The sequence below is a fragment of the Mycobacterium intermedium genome (genome assembly GCF_002086275.1).
Taxonomy (GTDB): Bacteria; Actinomycetota; Actinomycetes; order Mycobacteriales; family Mycobacteriaceae; genus Mycobacterium; species Mycobacterium intermedium.
On the sequence record NZ_MVHT01000091.1, the window covers coordinates 1 to 14,140 of the forward strand.

Genomic DNA, 14,140 nt, shown 5'->3' on the forward strand with positions numbered 1-14,140 from the left:
ATGATCATCCTCGGGAAGGTGCGCCCACTTTCACGCCACCTCATCAAGGCTCATCCACAGGTTTCGATCATTGCTCCTATGACGACGTACTCGGTGTGTGACTCAACGCGACCGTGGCCTCGCCCGGAGCGGTGCTCGTGCCGTTCTGGTCGATGACGTCGACCCTGAGGTGCACCAGCGCGAGACCGTCGACGATCTCCTTGCCGACCACCTCACCGACGGCACGCAACTCGTCGCCTTTCTGGTTGATGCTTCGGTACTTGGCACTGAGCGAACGGAGTTGGCCGTCATCACCGATCCATTGCCGCAGCATGTTGACGAGGTAGGCCAACCTCAGGTTGCCCATTCCGAAGGCGCCTTTCTCGTTGCCTGCGGCTCTGCCGGCTTCGTCGTCCATGTGGATAGGAATGAACTCGTCGTTCACGGCGGCATAGCGGTTCCACGCGGCGAAGCCGGTGGTGCGGACGAACTCCGGGAGTTGGTCGCCGATATTGATCGATTCGAAAGTGGGCGAAATCGATTCATTCACAGTGCAATTCCCAACACTTTGGTATCGAGGTACTCGGTGATCCCCGCGCGGGCACCCTCACGACCGAGCCCGCTTTCCTTGATGCCGCCGAACGGTACCGCGGCAGACGTCGGATTGATGTCGTTGATGCCGATCATGCCGAAGTCCAGCGCTTCGGCCACTCGAATCGCGCGGCTGATGTCGCGTGTGTAGATGTATCCGGCAAGTCCGTAGCTGGTGGAGTTGGCCATTTCGACGGCCTCGGCTTCGTCGTCGAACACCAAAACCGGAGCAATCGGGCCGAATGTTTCCTCCGAGCAGATCACCATGTCTGCGGTCACCTCGGACAAGATCGTCGGCGCGAAGAAGTGTCCGTTGTCGAAGGTTTCGCCGGTCAGTTTCGTCCCTCCAACTATCACCGTGGCGCCCTTGGCGACCGCATCGTCGACCTGTCTGGTCATCTTGGCGAGCGCTGGCTCGTCGATGAGGGGACCCACGGTGGTTCCCTTGACCAATCCGTCTCCCGGAACAAGCCCTTCCACCCGGGCGCGCAGCGTCTTGAGGAACCGGTCGACGATCGAGCGGTGCACGATGAACCGGTTGGGGCAGATACAGGCCTGTCCGGTATTGAGAAATTTCACCAGCGCCGCACCTTTGGCGGCGTGTTCGGGGTCGGCGTCTTCGAACACCAAGAACGGGGCGTGGCCACCGAGTTCCATTGAAACACGCTTCATCGTGGCGCCAGCCCGCGCCGCGATCATCTTCCCGATCTCAGTCGAACCTGTGAAGCTGATCTTGCGAACGTTCGGGTCGGCGAGAATCTCGTCAGCAACCGGTTCGGGCTCTGAGCAGGTCACCAGGTTGACCACACCGGGGGGCACACCGGCGTCTTCGAACACCCGGAACGTCTCGATCGCGCACAGTGGCGTCTGTTCGGCCGGTTTGAGCACCGATGTGCAGCCCGCGGCCAACGCAGGGGCCACTTTGCGGGTAATCATCGAGACCGGGTAGTTCCACGGCGTGATCGCGGCGCACACGCCAACCGGCTGCTGCAACACCAGGAAACGCTGATCGGCACGCGAGGACGGAATAACCTCGCCGTAAACACGTTTGGCCTCCTCGGCGAACCACAGCAGGAAGTCGGCGGCGTAGCCGACCTCGGTGCGCGCCATCCGCAGCGGCTTGCCCTGCTCCTTCGTCATGAGGGTCGCCAACTCATCCTGGCGCTCCAGCATGATCCGGTGTGCCGCGATCAAGATGTCTGCTCGTTCATAGGCAGTCTTGGCCCGCCAGCCGGGCAGCGCGGCCGTCGCCGCCTCGATGGCGAGGCGAGCCTCGGCGCGGCCGCCATCGGCGACGGTGTCCAGCACCGCACCGGTCGCGGGGTTGGTGCTTGAGAAAGTTTCGCCGGACGCGGCCGACCGCCATTTCCCGTCGATGTACACAGTTGCCTCTCTCAGTATCGGATCAACGTGTCGATACGGGTGCGGACGATCTCGTTGCGCTGGTTGCGAAGTTCGCGCTCCAGTTGCACGTAGAGCATCTGGCCGAGCTTGCCCTTGCGTTCGGTGGCGTCTTTGATCCGCCACCGACTGGTGATCACGTCACCCGGCCGCATCGGCTCACCGAACGTGAACTGCACCCCGCCGTTGAGGACGCGCTGCCCCGGCTCACCGGGTTGGGGAAGTGCGTACTGCGCCGGTCCGGCATCGGGCGGTTGGATGGGCCAGGCGAACGGATTGAAGTCGTCGGGAGCGATGATGCCGCCCCAGCGCGTGGTGCTGGCATAGTCCTCGTCCCAGAACAACCGCGGCGGCTCCTCTGGCCAGTGGGTGGCGATGGCCCACCTTCGGATGTCTGACGCATCGATGGGGAATACCGGCCCGTCCTGCTCGTGCCAGACGCCGATCGCGGCGCGCAGGCGGTCGGGGATCATGCTCATGAGTTCGGTCCTTGCGAGATCGTCACTGTGAAGCGAAAAGCAGGCTTGGTCCAGCCCAGTTCGGCGGCTCTGCGCCACCAAGCGGCTCATAAGGGAGACCGCGGCGATGGATTTCGCGGACGTGCTCGGTGGCGCCTTCGCGACCGAGAAAGGCACGGGTGGTCGACACGAACAGGTCGACCTCGTCAGCCGTACTTGTCATGCCGTTCTCATTTCGCACGTCGGTCCATATCTATCAATTGCACAATATATGTCATACTGTTCCGGCGTTCGCGTGCGTTCAACTCAGGAGAAACGCGTCTTGCCATTGCCAGTCGAGGATGTTCTTGAGATCGAGCGGTTGATCAGCCGCTACAACTTCGCATTCGACCGGCGTGACGCCGAAGGATTCGCGAGCTGCTTCACCGCCGACGGCGGCTTCTTTCTCGGCGACGAGGAACAGACTCGTGGGCACGACGGGTTGGCCGAATATGTCGCGGCGATGAAGGTGCCGGGCCAGCTTCGCCACGTCATCACGTCGGTGTTGGCTGAAGGGGACGGAGCCAGCGCGACAAGCCAGGCCTACTGCACCGTATTCGCATCTAGTCCTGGAGGCGGGTACCAGGTGATCGCCCAGGGCGTATACCGGGACGAGCTGACGAAAGGTGCGGACGGTTGGCGCTTCACCAGACGCAGATTCGACCAGGACCCCTGCTGAGCGAGGAATGATGTCATGATCGCGATTGGCAAGCAGTGGCACGTGAATCACGTCGTCGACGACTACCGTGCCGTAACCGATTGGTATCGCAACGTGTTTGGCGCCGTGGATGTATTCACCGATGAATGGCTGGAGGCCGAGAAGCGGTGGGCATCCATGGTCACGATCGCCGATCTGGCAGTCGACGTCATGGAGCCCACGCCTGAGGGAGCAGACCTGCCGCTGGGTAAATTCCTGACGCGGTTCGGCAAGCACTTCCACGCTTCCGCTTATTTTGTGGACTGTCACCCGACGGAGATCTTCGATGCCCTGACCGCTGTGGGTGTGCGGTGCTTCGGTCTCGCCGGTGCCGGCCGCGAGGTAATGGTCGAGCGGCCGATGAGTCCGGTGTTCACCCATCCGAGAGACACCGCGGGCCAGTTGGAGTTCATGCCGTTCTCCTACTCCCGACCGGGACCGCTCGGGGTGCCGGGGCGATGGGAGGACCCACGCTACAGCGAGGGTTGGACCACCGAGCTATGGCGGAGTCATCCACTTGCGATCGCCGGGTGGGCGGTTGGCGTGGTGGTTCATGACCTCGACCGCGCCGCCGACATCTACCGTGCCCTGGGGGCTGAGGTCGTCGCAAAGGACGACCGAGCCGACTCCGAACGCTGTCGACTTCGGTTCGGAACCAACACGTCGGTCGAATTGATTCGACCACGATCGGACGATTCTGTCGCTGGACATGACTTGGCCACCAACGGCGAGATCATGCACTCGTGCATCTTTGAAACCGATGACCTGGCTGCGGCGGAGCAGCACCTTACAACCCATGACGTCGTCATCGCCGAGCGCGATGGCGATCGGCTGGTCACCGATCCGCAAAGTTGCCACGGCGCCGTGTTCGAGTTCGTCGGTAGGGACCGGTCGTGACCATGACTGGTTCTCTGAGCGCGACGTTGCGTCCGCTTTGTCACGTCACATACCAGCTTGCCGAGCCCATCGCGGTTTCCTCGGGACCCGCCGGAAGTCGAACCATCGGCGAGATCACCGGCGCACACTACGAAGGTGAGCGGCTGCGTGCCTCCCTCAAAGGTCGGGCAGCCGCGGACTGGGCGTTCATCGAGCCGTCGGGCCGGGTACTCGTCGATGCCCGGCTGACGCTCGAAACCGACGACGGTGCCACCATCCTGGTCACCTACACCGGGCGTATGAATGCCGCTACGGCCGGCGTCTACTCCGCGATGTACTTCGAAACGGGCGACCCGCGATATGAGTGGCTCACCCGGATTCTGGGCGTGGCCAAGGGCTCCTTCGCGGGCGAGAGCCTCGAATACGAGGTCTACGAGGTGGTCTAAAGCTTCGCGCACATACACCAGCTCGACGATGTCGACCTTTGTAGGCGCACTGGTGGAGATGTGCGTGTCAGTGATCAAGATTCCCTGACTTTGGGCTCTTTAGGGGCGCGCGGCGCGACAGGGGGGCGGTCAACACCTTCCTGGCGACACTGCTCCCGTTGGCCGCCCCCGCCTGTTAGTAATTGCTCTCGAAGCTCCTCACCCCGGCGTCACCCCGGCGTTCAGGGGCGATTTGTAGCCGTACCGAACGCGTACCGGAACCGTACTGACAACGGCCAGAAACGTTGTCTTACAGGTGGTTTGGACCGATTTTGCCAGCCGTTTCGCCCTGGTCGCGCGAGCGCTGAATACGGACTCTAATCCGTCGGTCGGGCGGCAGCGCACTCTCCAGCGCTGGAGTATCGCTTGTCGAGGTTCTTGGCCATCCCTTTGGCGATCACGTCGTCGAAAGCCGCGGGTACCTCCGGTTGGGTTATCGACGGGTGCGGCGGCGGATCGGTGAGATGCGCGGCGAATTGGCACCGGGCTCATCTGTACTGCAGCCGCCCTTACCGCAGTCAATTCGTTCACCCTTCATGCACAGGAACTCGACTAGAACAAGGGCAAGGGAAGGCAATCGATTTCTGAGTATTGTAGACTATACTCAGCATCACGAAAGCGTCGTTGGGACTGCTTGTGAGGCCGCGCAAAAGGAGAACCGCCATGCAAATCGAGGGGACCACCGGAAGCCCCATGGCATTCGCTTCTTTCGCGGTCGCCGTAGCACGGTCGGCGGCGCCCGCGCCCATTCCGCCATCGACGATATGCGAGGTCTATCCGCACGGGTTTGTGCCGTATCTGCTCGAAGGGCGCTGATGTCGACCTCACGCCGCATCTTTTTCGCCGGCGCCTCCGGGGTCATCGGCCAGCGACTGCTGCCGATGCTGCGGGACGCCGGTCACACCGTCGGTGCGATGACGCGCTCGCCGGAGAAGGCCGGCCGGTTGGCCGCCACCGGTGCGCAACCGATCGTCTGTGATGTATTCGACCTTCAGGCGCTCACAGCCGCCGTTCAAGCGTTCGCGCCCGACCTCATACTTCACGAGCTGACAGATCTTCCCGACGATCTGAAAGACTTACCCGAGGATTCGAAAGTCAATGCGCGAATACGCGTCGAAGGCACCCGTAATCTGATCGAGGCATCAAAAGGCTTGGGCTACATCAAGATCGTGGCCCAGAGCGTTGCATGGACCATGCAACCCGGCGCGGAAGCCGCCGCTGTCGCAGCACTCGAAGAAGCGGTGCTCGCCGTGGACGGTGTCGTCATCCGGTACGGCTTCCTCTACGGTCCTGGCACCTACTTCGAACAGTCGCGTCCCAACGCACCACGCGTGCACATCGATACGGCCGCCTCTCGGACTCTCGAAGCGATCGACGCACCTCCGGGCATCGTGACCGTCGTTGACAGCGAATGACCGGATGAACATCTGCGTCTTCCTGTCCGCCGCCGACCTCGCCGAGCGCTACACGCGGCCCGCCCGAGAATTCGCCGAGCTCATCGGCAACGGCGGACACGGTTTGGTGTGGGGTGGATCCGACACTGGTCTGATGAAGGTCGTCGCGGACGGCGTTCGGGAGACCGGCGGGCGGCTCGTCGGCATCTCGGTCGAGTTGCTGCGGGAGTTCGCGAGGAAGGACGCCGACGAGATGGTGTTCGCGAAGGACCTCGCCGAGCGCAAAGCGTTGCTGCTCGAGCGCGCGGACGCGATCGTCGTGATGGCAGGCGGCCTCGGCACGCTCGACGAGGCGACGGACGCCCTGGAGCAGAGGAAGCACAAGCTGCACGACAAGCCGGTCGTGCTGTTGAACACGGCCGGGTTTTACGACGGTTTGACGATTCAGCTTCAGCGAATGGACGAGGAAGGTTTCCTTCCGATGCCCATCATCGATCTGGTCTTCATCGCCGACGACGGCGCCGAAGCCCTCGCCTACTTGGAAGGTCTGATCCGCGAAGCTAATTGAACGATCTCGGGCGCCACTCGATGCTCGACCGTGCAAGACTCACCGAAACTGCCGCGACTGTCTTGTCCAGCCGCAAACCTGCGCTGTCCTTACCCAACGGGTGCGCGTTACTCATAGTCCGACAAGCCCGGAACAAGTGCATCGATGAGGCGCTCGACGCGCTCGGCCACCGCGTCGCGTGGTGTCCGGATCGTCGGCACGTCGTCGAAATGACAGAGTCCCAAGAGCAACAGGAAAACGACTTTTGTGGTGGCTTTGGGGTTTGGGTCAGTGCCGGAGAGCATCCCGACGAACTGGCCGGCGTACTCCTGGTGCCACTGCGCAATCAGCGCCGCTAGACGCGCGTCGCGTCTGCTGGCGAGATGCAACTCGGCGATGAGCCGTCGGTTCTGTCTCATCTCGGGCCGCAGATAGGCCATCGCGATGGCTTGGAGTGGGCGTTCCCCACGACCGGTCCGCAACGCGACGGTGGTGATCTGGTCCAAAGCACGTACCGCGGCGGCGTACAGCAACTCCTCTCGGCTGTGAAAGTGGTTGTACACAGCCGAAGGTGACACGCGTGCGCGCTCGGCGATCAGCGGCAGTGTGGTGCCATCGAATCCCCGTTCAACGCACACCGACGTCGCGGCCTCGAGCAACCGCTGAGCCGTTGCCCGGCCGTCGGACTTCGGCGGCCGCCCACGTGGGCGAGGCGCTAGGGCCTTCTGGTGTTTTGGCATCCACCCATTCTGACTGAGATGCGACAAGACGCTTGTAAAATGAATGGTTATTCATAAAACTGTGGTGCAGGCGCGGTATGGAAGCGAAACGAGGCAAGACGCATGGGTATCAGTACCCAACTGATGGACGATGTGAAGGAGTGCGCTCGAGCCGAGGCGGAAAGACGGACCTACCCGCCGCAGTTCCCGGCACTCCCGCCGGTTCCCGGCGGGCGGTATTTCGACCCCGCCTTCGCCAAACTTGAGGCTGACAGGGTCTTCTCCCGCTCTTGGTTGTTCGTCGCCCATGCCGACCAGCTTCGCAACATAGGCGACTACGTCCTACTCGACCAGCTCGACAAGCCGATAATGCTGATTCGCGGCACGGATAACGCTGTTCGCGCTTTCTACAACACTTGCCGACATCGCGGGGCTGCGCTCGTCGAAGAGCCGCAGGGTAATCTTGGCCGCCGCGTGACGTGTCCGTTCCACGCGTGGACGTACTCGCTGGACGGAAAGCTTGTCGGCTACCCGGAGGCGATGAACTTTTCTGACCTCGACCGTGAATGCCACGGCCTCGCCGAAATACGTTGCGAGTCATGGGGGCCGCTGATATTCATCAACCTTGACGTGAAAGCGCGGCCATTGGCCGACTTCCTCGGTTCAGTCGGTGAGGATCTCAGCGACTTCGCAGAACTTGACGGCCGTCTGCACCTGGTGGACCGTACGGTGCGGGACGTTGGCGTCAACTGGAAGCTTCCCGTTGACGCCAACCTCGAGAGCTACCACGTCAATTACGTGCATCGGACTTCGGCGGCTCGGACGCTTCAACAGTCGGGGACGGGCATACAGCTGCTGCCGAACGGTCATTCGCGGATGCTCGTGCTGTACCGCGACTCCATCGACGGCAAAGCGCTGTCGCCTTTCCCGGGCGTTTTCCCCAACCTCGGCGATCTGCCACATTGCGGAACATTCTCGTATCACGTGTTCCCCAATTTGAGCATCGTGTTCGCAGGCACCGGATTCGTCTTTCTGATCACCAACTGGCCAACCGGTCCCTCGACATCGGTGTACAACGTGCACTGGTGCTCATCCCTGGCTGTCGATCAAGAGGACAACCGGAAGATCAGCGACATGGTGATCGCGGCTTTGTCGCAGGTGCTGTTTGAGGACCTGAACGTCCTTCCCGGCGAGCAACGTTCGCTCAATGCAGGCACCCTCGAGTCGTTGCGTCTCGGTTACCAGGAGCGGCGCATCTACTACCTCCACGAAGCGATCGACCGGGCCATTGGATTCGAGCAGATTCCCGAATCACTCCGTGTGCCACAGCTACTCGCGTCGTTTGTGCAGGAGTGAAATGCATCCATTCGTCGCACTGATGCGGAAATACTGCATCGATTATACAAATTCGCATGATCAAGACCTTTACGACGAGATCATGGAGCCGGACTACGTCGTACACATCAACGGTATGTCCCTGGTCCGGTCAACCACCTACGCTCAGGCTGTGCGTCGAATCTTCAAGGCAGCACCAGGTTTAGGAATTTCCGTTCACGAGTTCGTGTTGAACGGCGATCGACTGTGCATGCACTTCAGCGAGCACGCGGGCATGCCGGTTGGAGGAGGGCGCGCACTTGCTTGTTGGCGTGGCATCGGCTTGTACAAGTGGAACGGCAGGCGACTGACGGAGAACTACGTCGAACAGGACTATTTCGCAATGCAAGTCCAAATGACGAGTGGCCATCCTCATCCGCTGGTCCCACCGCACATCGATCCCTGGACATCGACGGAGCCGGTGCCTGCTGATCACGATGCTGAAGTAACCGTGCGAACTTGGCTGGAGAGGGCCGACCTTGCCGCCGCCCCCGTGCACGAGATCGATGACGCGCGCACCGGTGCTACATATGAAGCGGTGCTCGAACCGCACGAGGTCGTGGTCAACGATCTCTTCTCGGCGGGCGCCGACGTTCCATTCCACGTCACAATGCGAGGCCCCTACCGGGGTGGCCTGGGTGCAGGCACAGAAAAGTACGTTGGCAAGCCCGCTGCCCTGCACATCGCTGGGATTGCCCGTGTCGACGACGGCGCCGTTGCAGCCGTCAAGGCAGTGACATCGCGGTCGCAAACCCTGGTCGAGCTCACCAACGGGCGTGAGCGGGATACGAATTGATGACGAGGATTCTCGGCGCGGCGCGGTGCATTCCGAGTCGGCGGCCTATCGGGCGCTGCGGGCGGCGATGATCGACCCCAGCGGTCGGGACCGGCGCTCGCGCAAGCGGAAATGCCGGGAACGCGGTGCCCTGATGGAGCTGTCGTGGCGACTTGTCGACGGCGACCCACCGCCGGTCTGGACGCGACCCTCATCGACTTCTGGGTAGAGCGTGTCGCTTTCGGCTGACGTGGGAATTCTGAAGCCATGCAGTACCGCACGTATCGCCCCGGCCCACCGCTGTCGGATTTTGTTGCGTACATGTGGGCGCTGCGTGACCTGGCGGTTCACTCGCAGGAGCGAATCGTTCCGAGCGGCACACTCGAGTTGGTCGTCAACCTGAACGAGGACGGGCTGCGGATCTACGATCCTCGCTCTGGGGCGTGGCGGCGATATTCCGGCGCCGTGGTATCGGGCGCCTATCGGCGGTATTTCGTGATCGATACTCGTGATCACGCGTCGATCGTCGGTGTTCATTTCAAGGCGGGCGGAGCGCTACCGTTCCTCAATACTCCGCCGGGCGAGCTCGCCGATCGGCACGTCGACCTCGAGATGCTTTGGGGACAGGCGGCGTTGGTGTTACGCGAGCGGTTGTGCACCGCAGCCACCAGCTCGGATCGATTCGCCGTGCTCGAGGACGCGTTGCGGTCACACCTGCCGACAGTGCGGCCCGATCATCCGGCGGTTGCCATCGCGTTAGGGCAGCTGGCCCAGCCAGGCACCACCGTTGGTGAGGTCGCAGCGAACGTCGGGCTCAGCCGTCGCCGGTTTATCGAAGTCTTCACGGCGCAGGTGGGAATTACCCCCAAGCGGCTGAGTCGGGTGTTGCGGTTCCAGCGGGCCAGTGTGCTTGCTCGACGGAGCCCGGCACCCGATTGGGCACGCCTTGCGGTGGTATGCGGTTACTTCGACCAGTCACATCTAATCCACGATGTGCACGAGTTCACCGGCATATCGCCCGCGCACCTCGGTCCCGCGAGCGAGCAGGTCAAGGAGCTCCACCTTGCCTTACCAGACGGGGGTCAAATTCCTCCAAGACGCTGAATGTGCACGTCCGTAGTCTGTGGGCATGCGGAAGGAGGGTTTTATGACTCAGCAGCAAGCTCACGAGCGTTCCGCTCGGCCTTGGCGGCCGACGAGCACAGATCAGGCCGTCGTGCGCTACCAGATCACCGATCTCGACCGCGGAATCGATTTCTACACAAGCCAACTCGGGTTCCAGCTCGAGTACCGCGCCGGACCGATCGCGGTCGTTTCGCGCGGCGCTTTGCACCTCATCTTGAGTGGGCCAGAGAGCTCCGGCTCTCGACCGCTGGCGGGCGGCCAAAGGCAGGAGCCGGGCGGGTGGAACCGGATCGTGCTCTACGTCGACGACATTGAGGCGGAGGTGAACCGACTGCGCAGCGCCAGCGTGACGTTCCGCAACGACATCAAGGTCGGGCCCGGCGGCAAGCAGGTTCAAATCACTGATCCCGATAGCAATTCCATCGAGTTGCATGAAGTGCCGGCCTGAGCGGGAGGCGGTGATGGCCGCTGATCCCGCCGTGGTCGTTCACCATCGTGCATCGTTTGTGGTCCCAGACTGACTGGGGGACAGGCTCCGCCCCGCGACACGCCCGCTGGCCCGATGTCAGGGCGGGCGTCCTAGCGGTCATCGCTTATTCATCGCGAATGACCGGGAAGAGACCCGATCAGGTCAGTACGGGCGAGATCGGCGGTACCGCTAATCCGTTGCGGCGCAGAAAAATTACGCGTTATTGCGATAGGGCAAGATTGCCCCTCCGGTAACCCGTTGGTCGCGGGTTCGAGCCCCGCCCGCCCGACACCGTGCACATAGAAGGCGCTACCCGGACTTCTGGCCGCCCCCAACGGCTGTACATCATCGGCGACGGGAGAGATCAATGCACGAACCGATGTCACGCAGATGGCATGGCTGAAATCGACAAACCCGGATCCAAATAATGCCGTATAGTTCATCGGATACCATTGCGGTTCTACGTGAAAGAGACGGTCGATGACGTCGGATCATACGCATAGTACCGGGTACGACTGGGATCAGATAGTGAAAATGCCCGTCGCGAGCAAGGAATGGCACAGCGGACGGCAGGTTCTTAATTTCTACCCGATGGATAAGGATTATCGGGATTCGCCGACGGCACGGGCATTCGTGACGACTTACTTCAAAAATGCAGAAGCTCTGAACACCGATGCGTCAGTGCTCAAATTCGGGTCCGATCATGTTACGCTGCGCGGAGCTTTCCTGGAGATGGGTGTGTGTACGGGCAAAACCATCAACTTCATTGCCGCGCTGAACCCGGAGCAGCGTATCTGGGGTTTTGATTCGTTCCAAGGGCTTCCGGACGACTGGACTCGCACCGACCTCACCTTTCCCCGCGGATCTTTTCGGGTAATTGCCGAGGGATGGACGCCGCCGGTTCTTCACAACGTCTCCCTGGTAAAAGGCATGTTTAGCGAAACGCTTGGGAACTTTAAGGAACAGGTTTTGAAGTCTGAACCTATTGCTTTCCTGCACGTCGATTGTGACATATATTCTTCGACGAAGGAAGTTTTCGACCAGCTCGCTGACAATATTGTTTCAGGCACTGTGATCGTGTTTGATGAGTTTTATAACTACCCGGAAGCCGAATTGCACGAATTTAAGGCATTTCAGGAGTTCCTGGACGCCACCGGAAACAAGCCCATTTATCTCGCATATAATCAGTACTTTGAACAAGCCGTCGTCCGGATAGCGTGACATCAACTGCCTGTACGCCATCCGGAACGCGACGGGCGCAAGGGCTGGCGCCCAACGTCGCAAACGGTGCGATCAGACCCGGTCTGCCGGCTTGGCAGACTTCTTCATCAGCTCGGCCATGTACTCCAGGAATTCCCGGGAACCGGTCACAACCGCTTGCAGGTCGTTGCTGGCCTGCTGATGCGTCCGGAAGCCCATGGTCTCCCACGCCCGCAGGATCCCAGCCTTGGTTGCTTGCAACGTGATGAGGGGTGCCTTGGCGATGTTCGCCGCAAGCTCCTCTACCTCGGCCTCGAGTCGATCGCGCGGCACGACTCGGTTCACCAAACCGAACTCGAGAGCCTGCTCGGCGGTGATCTGCGCCGCCGAGCGCCATATTTTCCCCGACGCCTCGCTCTCGGCCTTGAATTCGGGATAGCTGCCGTCGGGAATGTGACCCGAGCAGAACCCCTTGCCGTTCGCTTTGATGATGACGACCTTGATGTCGTAGTCGTACTGCGCGTCATCAAGCGCCTCGCTGACGCTGTGGACCATCTCCGAAGTCTGGGCGTTGGCGCGATCCGGATTGTCCAAGATGATGCGAGCTGTCGCTCCATCCTTCTCGTATACGACATGGTCCAGCTTCCGCGTCTCCACAGCTAACCTCCTCATGCTCACGTGCCGGGTCCCGAGGATGCCAGTGCATAGCAGTGCTATTTAACATTTTTTGTAATAGTGTTCCGCAGGGAGGATGGTGTCGATGACAACGACGGACTTGCGCTGGGATCCGTTCGACCGCGCCCTGCATAAGGACCCGTATGCGGCATGGAAGCGGTTGCGCGACGAAGCGCCTGTTTACTACAACCCGGAATACGACTTCTACGCCCTCAGCCGGTTCGACGATGTGATGACTGCATCGCTGGACACCGAAACTTTCTCGTCGAAGCACGGCATCATCCTCGACACGATCAGCGAAGAACCGTTGCCGGCGCCCCAGCCGATGATCATGATGGATCCTCCCGACCACACCTGCCTGCGGAAGATGGTCAACCGCACGTTCTTTCGTAGCCGGATTGCTCAGCTGGAGGACCACATCCGCGAATTGTGCAAGGGCTATCTGGATCGATACGTCGGCACCGGCGGATTCGACTACGTTCAGAATTTCTCCGCCAAGTTGCCGGTGATGGTGATCAGCTCGCTCCTCGGCTTCCCCGAGGAGGACCACGACAACCTGCGCGAGTGGTCGGACGCGCAACTGCATCGCGAAGAAGGGAGCACGGAACTCAGCGCCGCGGGCATGGAGGCCTCGGCGAAGCTCTATGGCTATTACCAACAGCAGATCGAACTGCGCCGCCAACACAGTACGACGGACATTGTCAGCGATCTGATGAATTCCGACGTCGTCTTGCCCGACGCGCAACCACGCCGGCTGGATGACGGCGAACTGTTGATGTTCATCGCAATGATCAACGTCGCGGGCAACGAGACGGTCGCCAGACTTCTCGGCTGGGCGGCACTCACCCTGGCGCGCAATCCGGAGCAGCGAGCGAAATTGGTGGCGGATCCCGGATTGATCGGCGGCGCGGTGGAGGAACTGTTGCGATACGACGCGCCGTCTCCAGTCCAGGGGCGTTTCGCCCTGCGCGACACCACCTACCACGACGCGGTGATTCCGGCCGGAGCGAAGGTGATCCTGCTGACCGGCTCGGCTGGGCGCGACGAGCGTCAGTACGAGCGCCCGGACGTCTTCGACGTAACGCGAACCGGGATCCGCCACGTCAGCTTCGGACACGGCTCGCACTTCTGCCTGGGTGCGGCGCTGGCTCGGCTGGAGGCCCGGGTGGCGCTGGAGGAGACGTTGAAGCGCTTCCCTGAATGGGGCGTCGACGAGGCCAACGTCGAGTACGTCCACACCAGCTCAGTGCGCGGTCCGGCCAGCGTCCCCATCACGCTGTAGATGAGTGCCAAACCATATGGCCGAGAACGCGTTCGCCAGTTCGAGACGTCGTTC

At 61.5% G+C, this 14,140-nt stretch carries 18 protein-coding genes; 13 read left to right on the plus strand and 5 right to left on the minus strand.

Annotation, left to right across the window (positions count from 1 at the left end; translation table 11 throughout):
• Window positions 1–76: 76 nt before the first annotated feature.
• The 3 genes from BST27_RS24595 to BST27_RS24605 are packed head-to-tail and all read right to left on the minus strand — an operon-like array spanning window position 77 to window position 2,450.
• A complete protein-coding gene (locus BST27_RS24595) occupies window positions 77–529 on the minus strand; it encodes a MaoC/PaaZ C-terminal domain-containing protein (RefSeq protein WP_197518205.1) in 453 nt (150 codons plus the stop codon).
• Window positions 526–1,953 (minus strand): NAD-dependent succinate-semialdehyde dehydrogenase, encoded by a 1,428-nt coding sequence (locus BST27_RS24600; protein WP_197518204.1) that lies wholly within the window; start codon window positions 1,951–1,953, stop codon window positions 526–528. Before BST27_RS24600 ends, BST27_RS24595 begins: the two co-directional genes overlap by 4 nt.
• Window positions 1,954–1,964: 11 nt before the next feature.
• A complete protein-coding gene (locus BST27_RS24605) occupies window positions 1,965–2,450 on the minus strand; it encodes an FAS1-like dehydratase domain-containing protein (protein ID WP_069422131.1) in 486 nt (161 codons plus the stop codon).
• 106 nt (window positions 2,451–2,556) lie between these two features.
• On the opposite strand from BST27_RS24605, the gene BST27_RS24610 reads away from it, so the two are divergent.
• The 6 genes from BST27_RS24610 to BST27_RS24630 all read left to right on the plus strand — a co-directional run bounded on the left by BST27_RS24610 (window position 2,557) and on the right by BST27_RS24630 (window position 6,488).
• A complete protein-coding gene (locus BST27_RS24610) occupies window positions 2,557–3,147 on the plus strand; it encodes a nuclear transport factor 2 family protein (protein ID WP_069422127.1) in 591 nt (196 codons plus the stop codon).
• A 15-nt stretch (window positions 3,148–3,162) separates the two neighbouring features.
• Window positions 3,163–4,062: a VOC family protein gene (locus BST27_RS24615; protein WP_069422126.1), complete on the plus strand. Its 900-nt coding sequence runs from the start codon at window positions 3,163–3,165 to the stop codon at window positions 4,060–4,062.
• Window positions 4,063–4,064: 2 nt separating this feature from the next.
• Entirely contained in the window at window positions 4,065–4,487 is a 423-nt protein-coding gene (locus BST27_RS24620) for a DUF3237 domain-containing protein (RefSeq protein ID WP_069422125.1), read from the plus strand.
• A gap of 702 nt (window positions 4,488–5,189) precedes the next feature.
• Window positions 5,190–5,342 (plus strand): hypothetical protein, encoded by a 153-nt coding sequence (locus tag BST27_RS32580; RefSeq protein WP_156789305.1) that lies wholly within the window; start codon window positions 5,190–5,192, stop codon window positions 5,340–5,342.
• Window positions 5,342–5,941, plus strand: a complete 600-nt coding sequence (locus BST27_RS24625) for an NAD-dependent epimerase/dehydratase family protein (protein ID WP_069422124.1) — start codon at window positions 5,342–5,344, stop codon at window positions 5,939–5,941. The genes BST27_RS32580 and BST27_RS24625 overlap by 1 nt, the downstream gene beginning before the upstream one ends.
• A 4-nt stretch (window positions 5,942–5,945) precedes the next feature.
• On the plus strand, window positions 5,946–6,488 hold the full coding sequence (locus BST27_RS24630; RefSeq protein WP_069422123.1) for an LOG family protein: 543 nt from the start codon (window positions 5,946–5,948) through the stop codon (window positions 6,486–6,488).
• A 107-nt stretch (window positions 6,489–6,595) separates the two neighbouring features.
• Here BST27_RS24630 and BST27_RS24635 read toward each other — a convergent pair whose 3' ends face one another.
• Entirely contained in the window at window positions 6,596–7,207 is a 612-nt protein-coding gene (locus tag BST27_RS24635; RefSeq protein WP_079220072.1) for a TetR/AcrR family transcriptional regulator, read from the minus strand.
• Between the two features lie 123 nt (window positions 7,208–7,330).
• On the opposite strand from BST27_RS24635, the gene BST27_RS24640 reads away from it, so the two are divergent.
• The 6 genes from BST27_RS24640 to BST27_RS24665 all read left to right on the plus strand — a co-directional run bounded on the left by BST27_RS24640 (window position 7,331) and on the right by BST27_RS24665 (window position 12,150).
• Window positions 7,331–8,542 carry an aromatic ring-hydroxylating oxygenase subunit alpha gene (locus BST27_RS24640; protein WP_232007444.1) on the plus strand — a complete coding sequence of 404 codons (1,212 nt, stop codon included), beginning with the start codon at window positions 7,331–7,333 and terminating at the stop codon, window positions 8,540–8,542.
• 1 nt (window position 8,543) lies between these two features.
• Window positions 8,544–9,356, plus strand: a complete 813-nt coding sequence (locus BST27_RS24645) for a nuclear transport factor 2 family protein (protein WP_069422120.1) — start codon at window positions 8,544–8,546, stop codon at window positions 9,354–9,356.
• A complete protein-coding gene (locus BST27_RS35105; RefSeq protein WP_372515478.1) occupies window positions 9,337–9,564 on the plus strand; it encodes a hypothetical protein in 228 nt (75 codons plus the stop codon). The genes BST27_RS24645 and BST27_RS35105 overlap by 20 nt, the downstream gene beginning before the upstream one ends.
• Window positions 9,565–9,602: 38 nt before the next feature.
• Window positions 9,603–10,439: a DUF6597 domain-containing transcriptional factor gene (locus tag BST27_RS24655; protein ID WP_069422118.1), complete on the plus strand. Its 837-nt coding sequence runs from the start codon at window positions 9,603–9,605 to the stop codon at window positions 10,437–10,439.
• Between the two features lie 43 nt (window positions 10,440–10,482).
• Window positions 10,483–10,908, plus strand: coding sequence for a VOC family protein (locus BST27_RS24660; RefSeq protein ID WP_079220071.1), 426 nt, complete (start codon window positions 10,483–10,485; stop codon window positions 10,906–10,908).
• 555 nt (window positions 10,909–11,463) lie between these two features.
• Window positions 11,464–12,150, plus strand: a complete 687-nt coding sequence (locus tag BST27_RS24665; RefSeq protein ID WP_232007443.1) for a TylF/MycF family methyltransferase — start codon at window positions 11,464–11,466, stop codon at window positions 12,148–12,150.
• 72 nt (window positions 12,151–12,222) lie between these two features.
• Here the strand turns inward: BST27_RS24665 and BST27_RS24670 are convergent, their stop codons facing one another.
• Window positions 12,223–12,801 carry an enoyl-CoA hydratase/isomerase family protein gene (locus BST27_RS24670; RefSeq protein ID WP_276014382.1) on the minus strand — a complete coding sequence of 193 codons (579 nt, stop codon included), beginning with the start codon at window positions 12,799–12,801 and terminating at the stop codon, window positions 12,223–12,225.
• Between the two features lie 88 nt (window positions 12,802–12,889).
• Here BST27_RS24670 and BST27_RS24675 point away from each other — a divergent pair, with 88 nt between their 5' ends.
• Window positions 12,890–14,086 carry a cytochrome P450 gene (locus BST27_RS24675; protein WP_069422128.1) on the plus strand — a complete coding sequence of 399 codons (1,197 nt, stop codon included), beginning with the start codon at window positions 12,890–12,892 and terminating at the stop codon, window positions 14,084–14,086.
• Window positions 14,087–14,140: the final 54 nt, after the last annotated feature.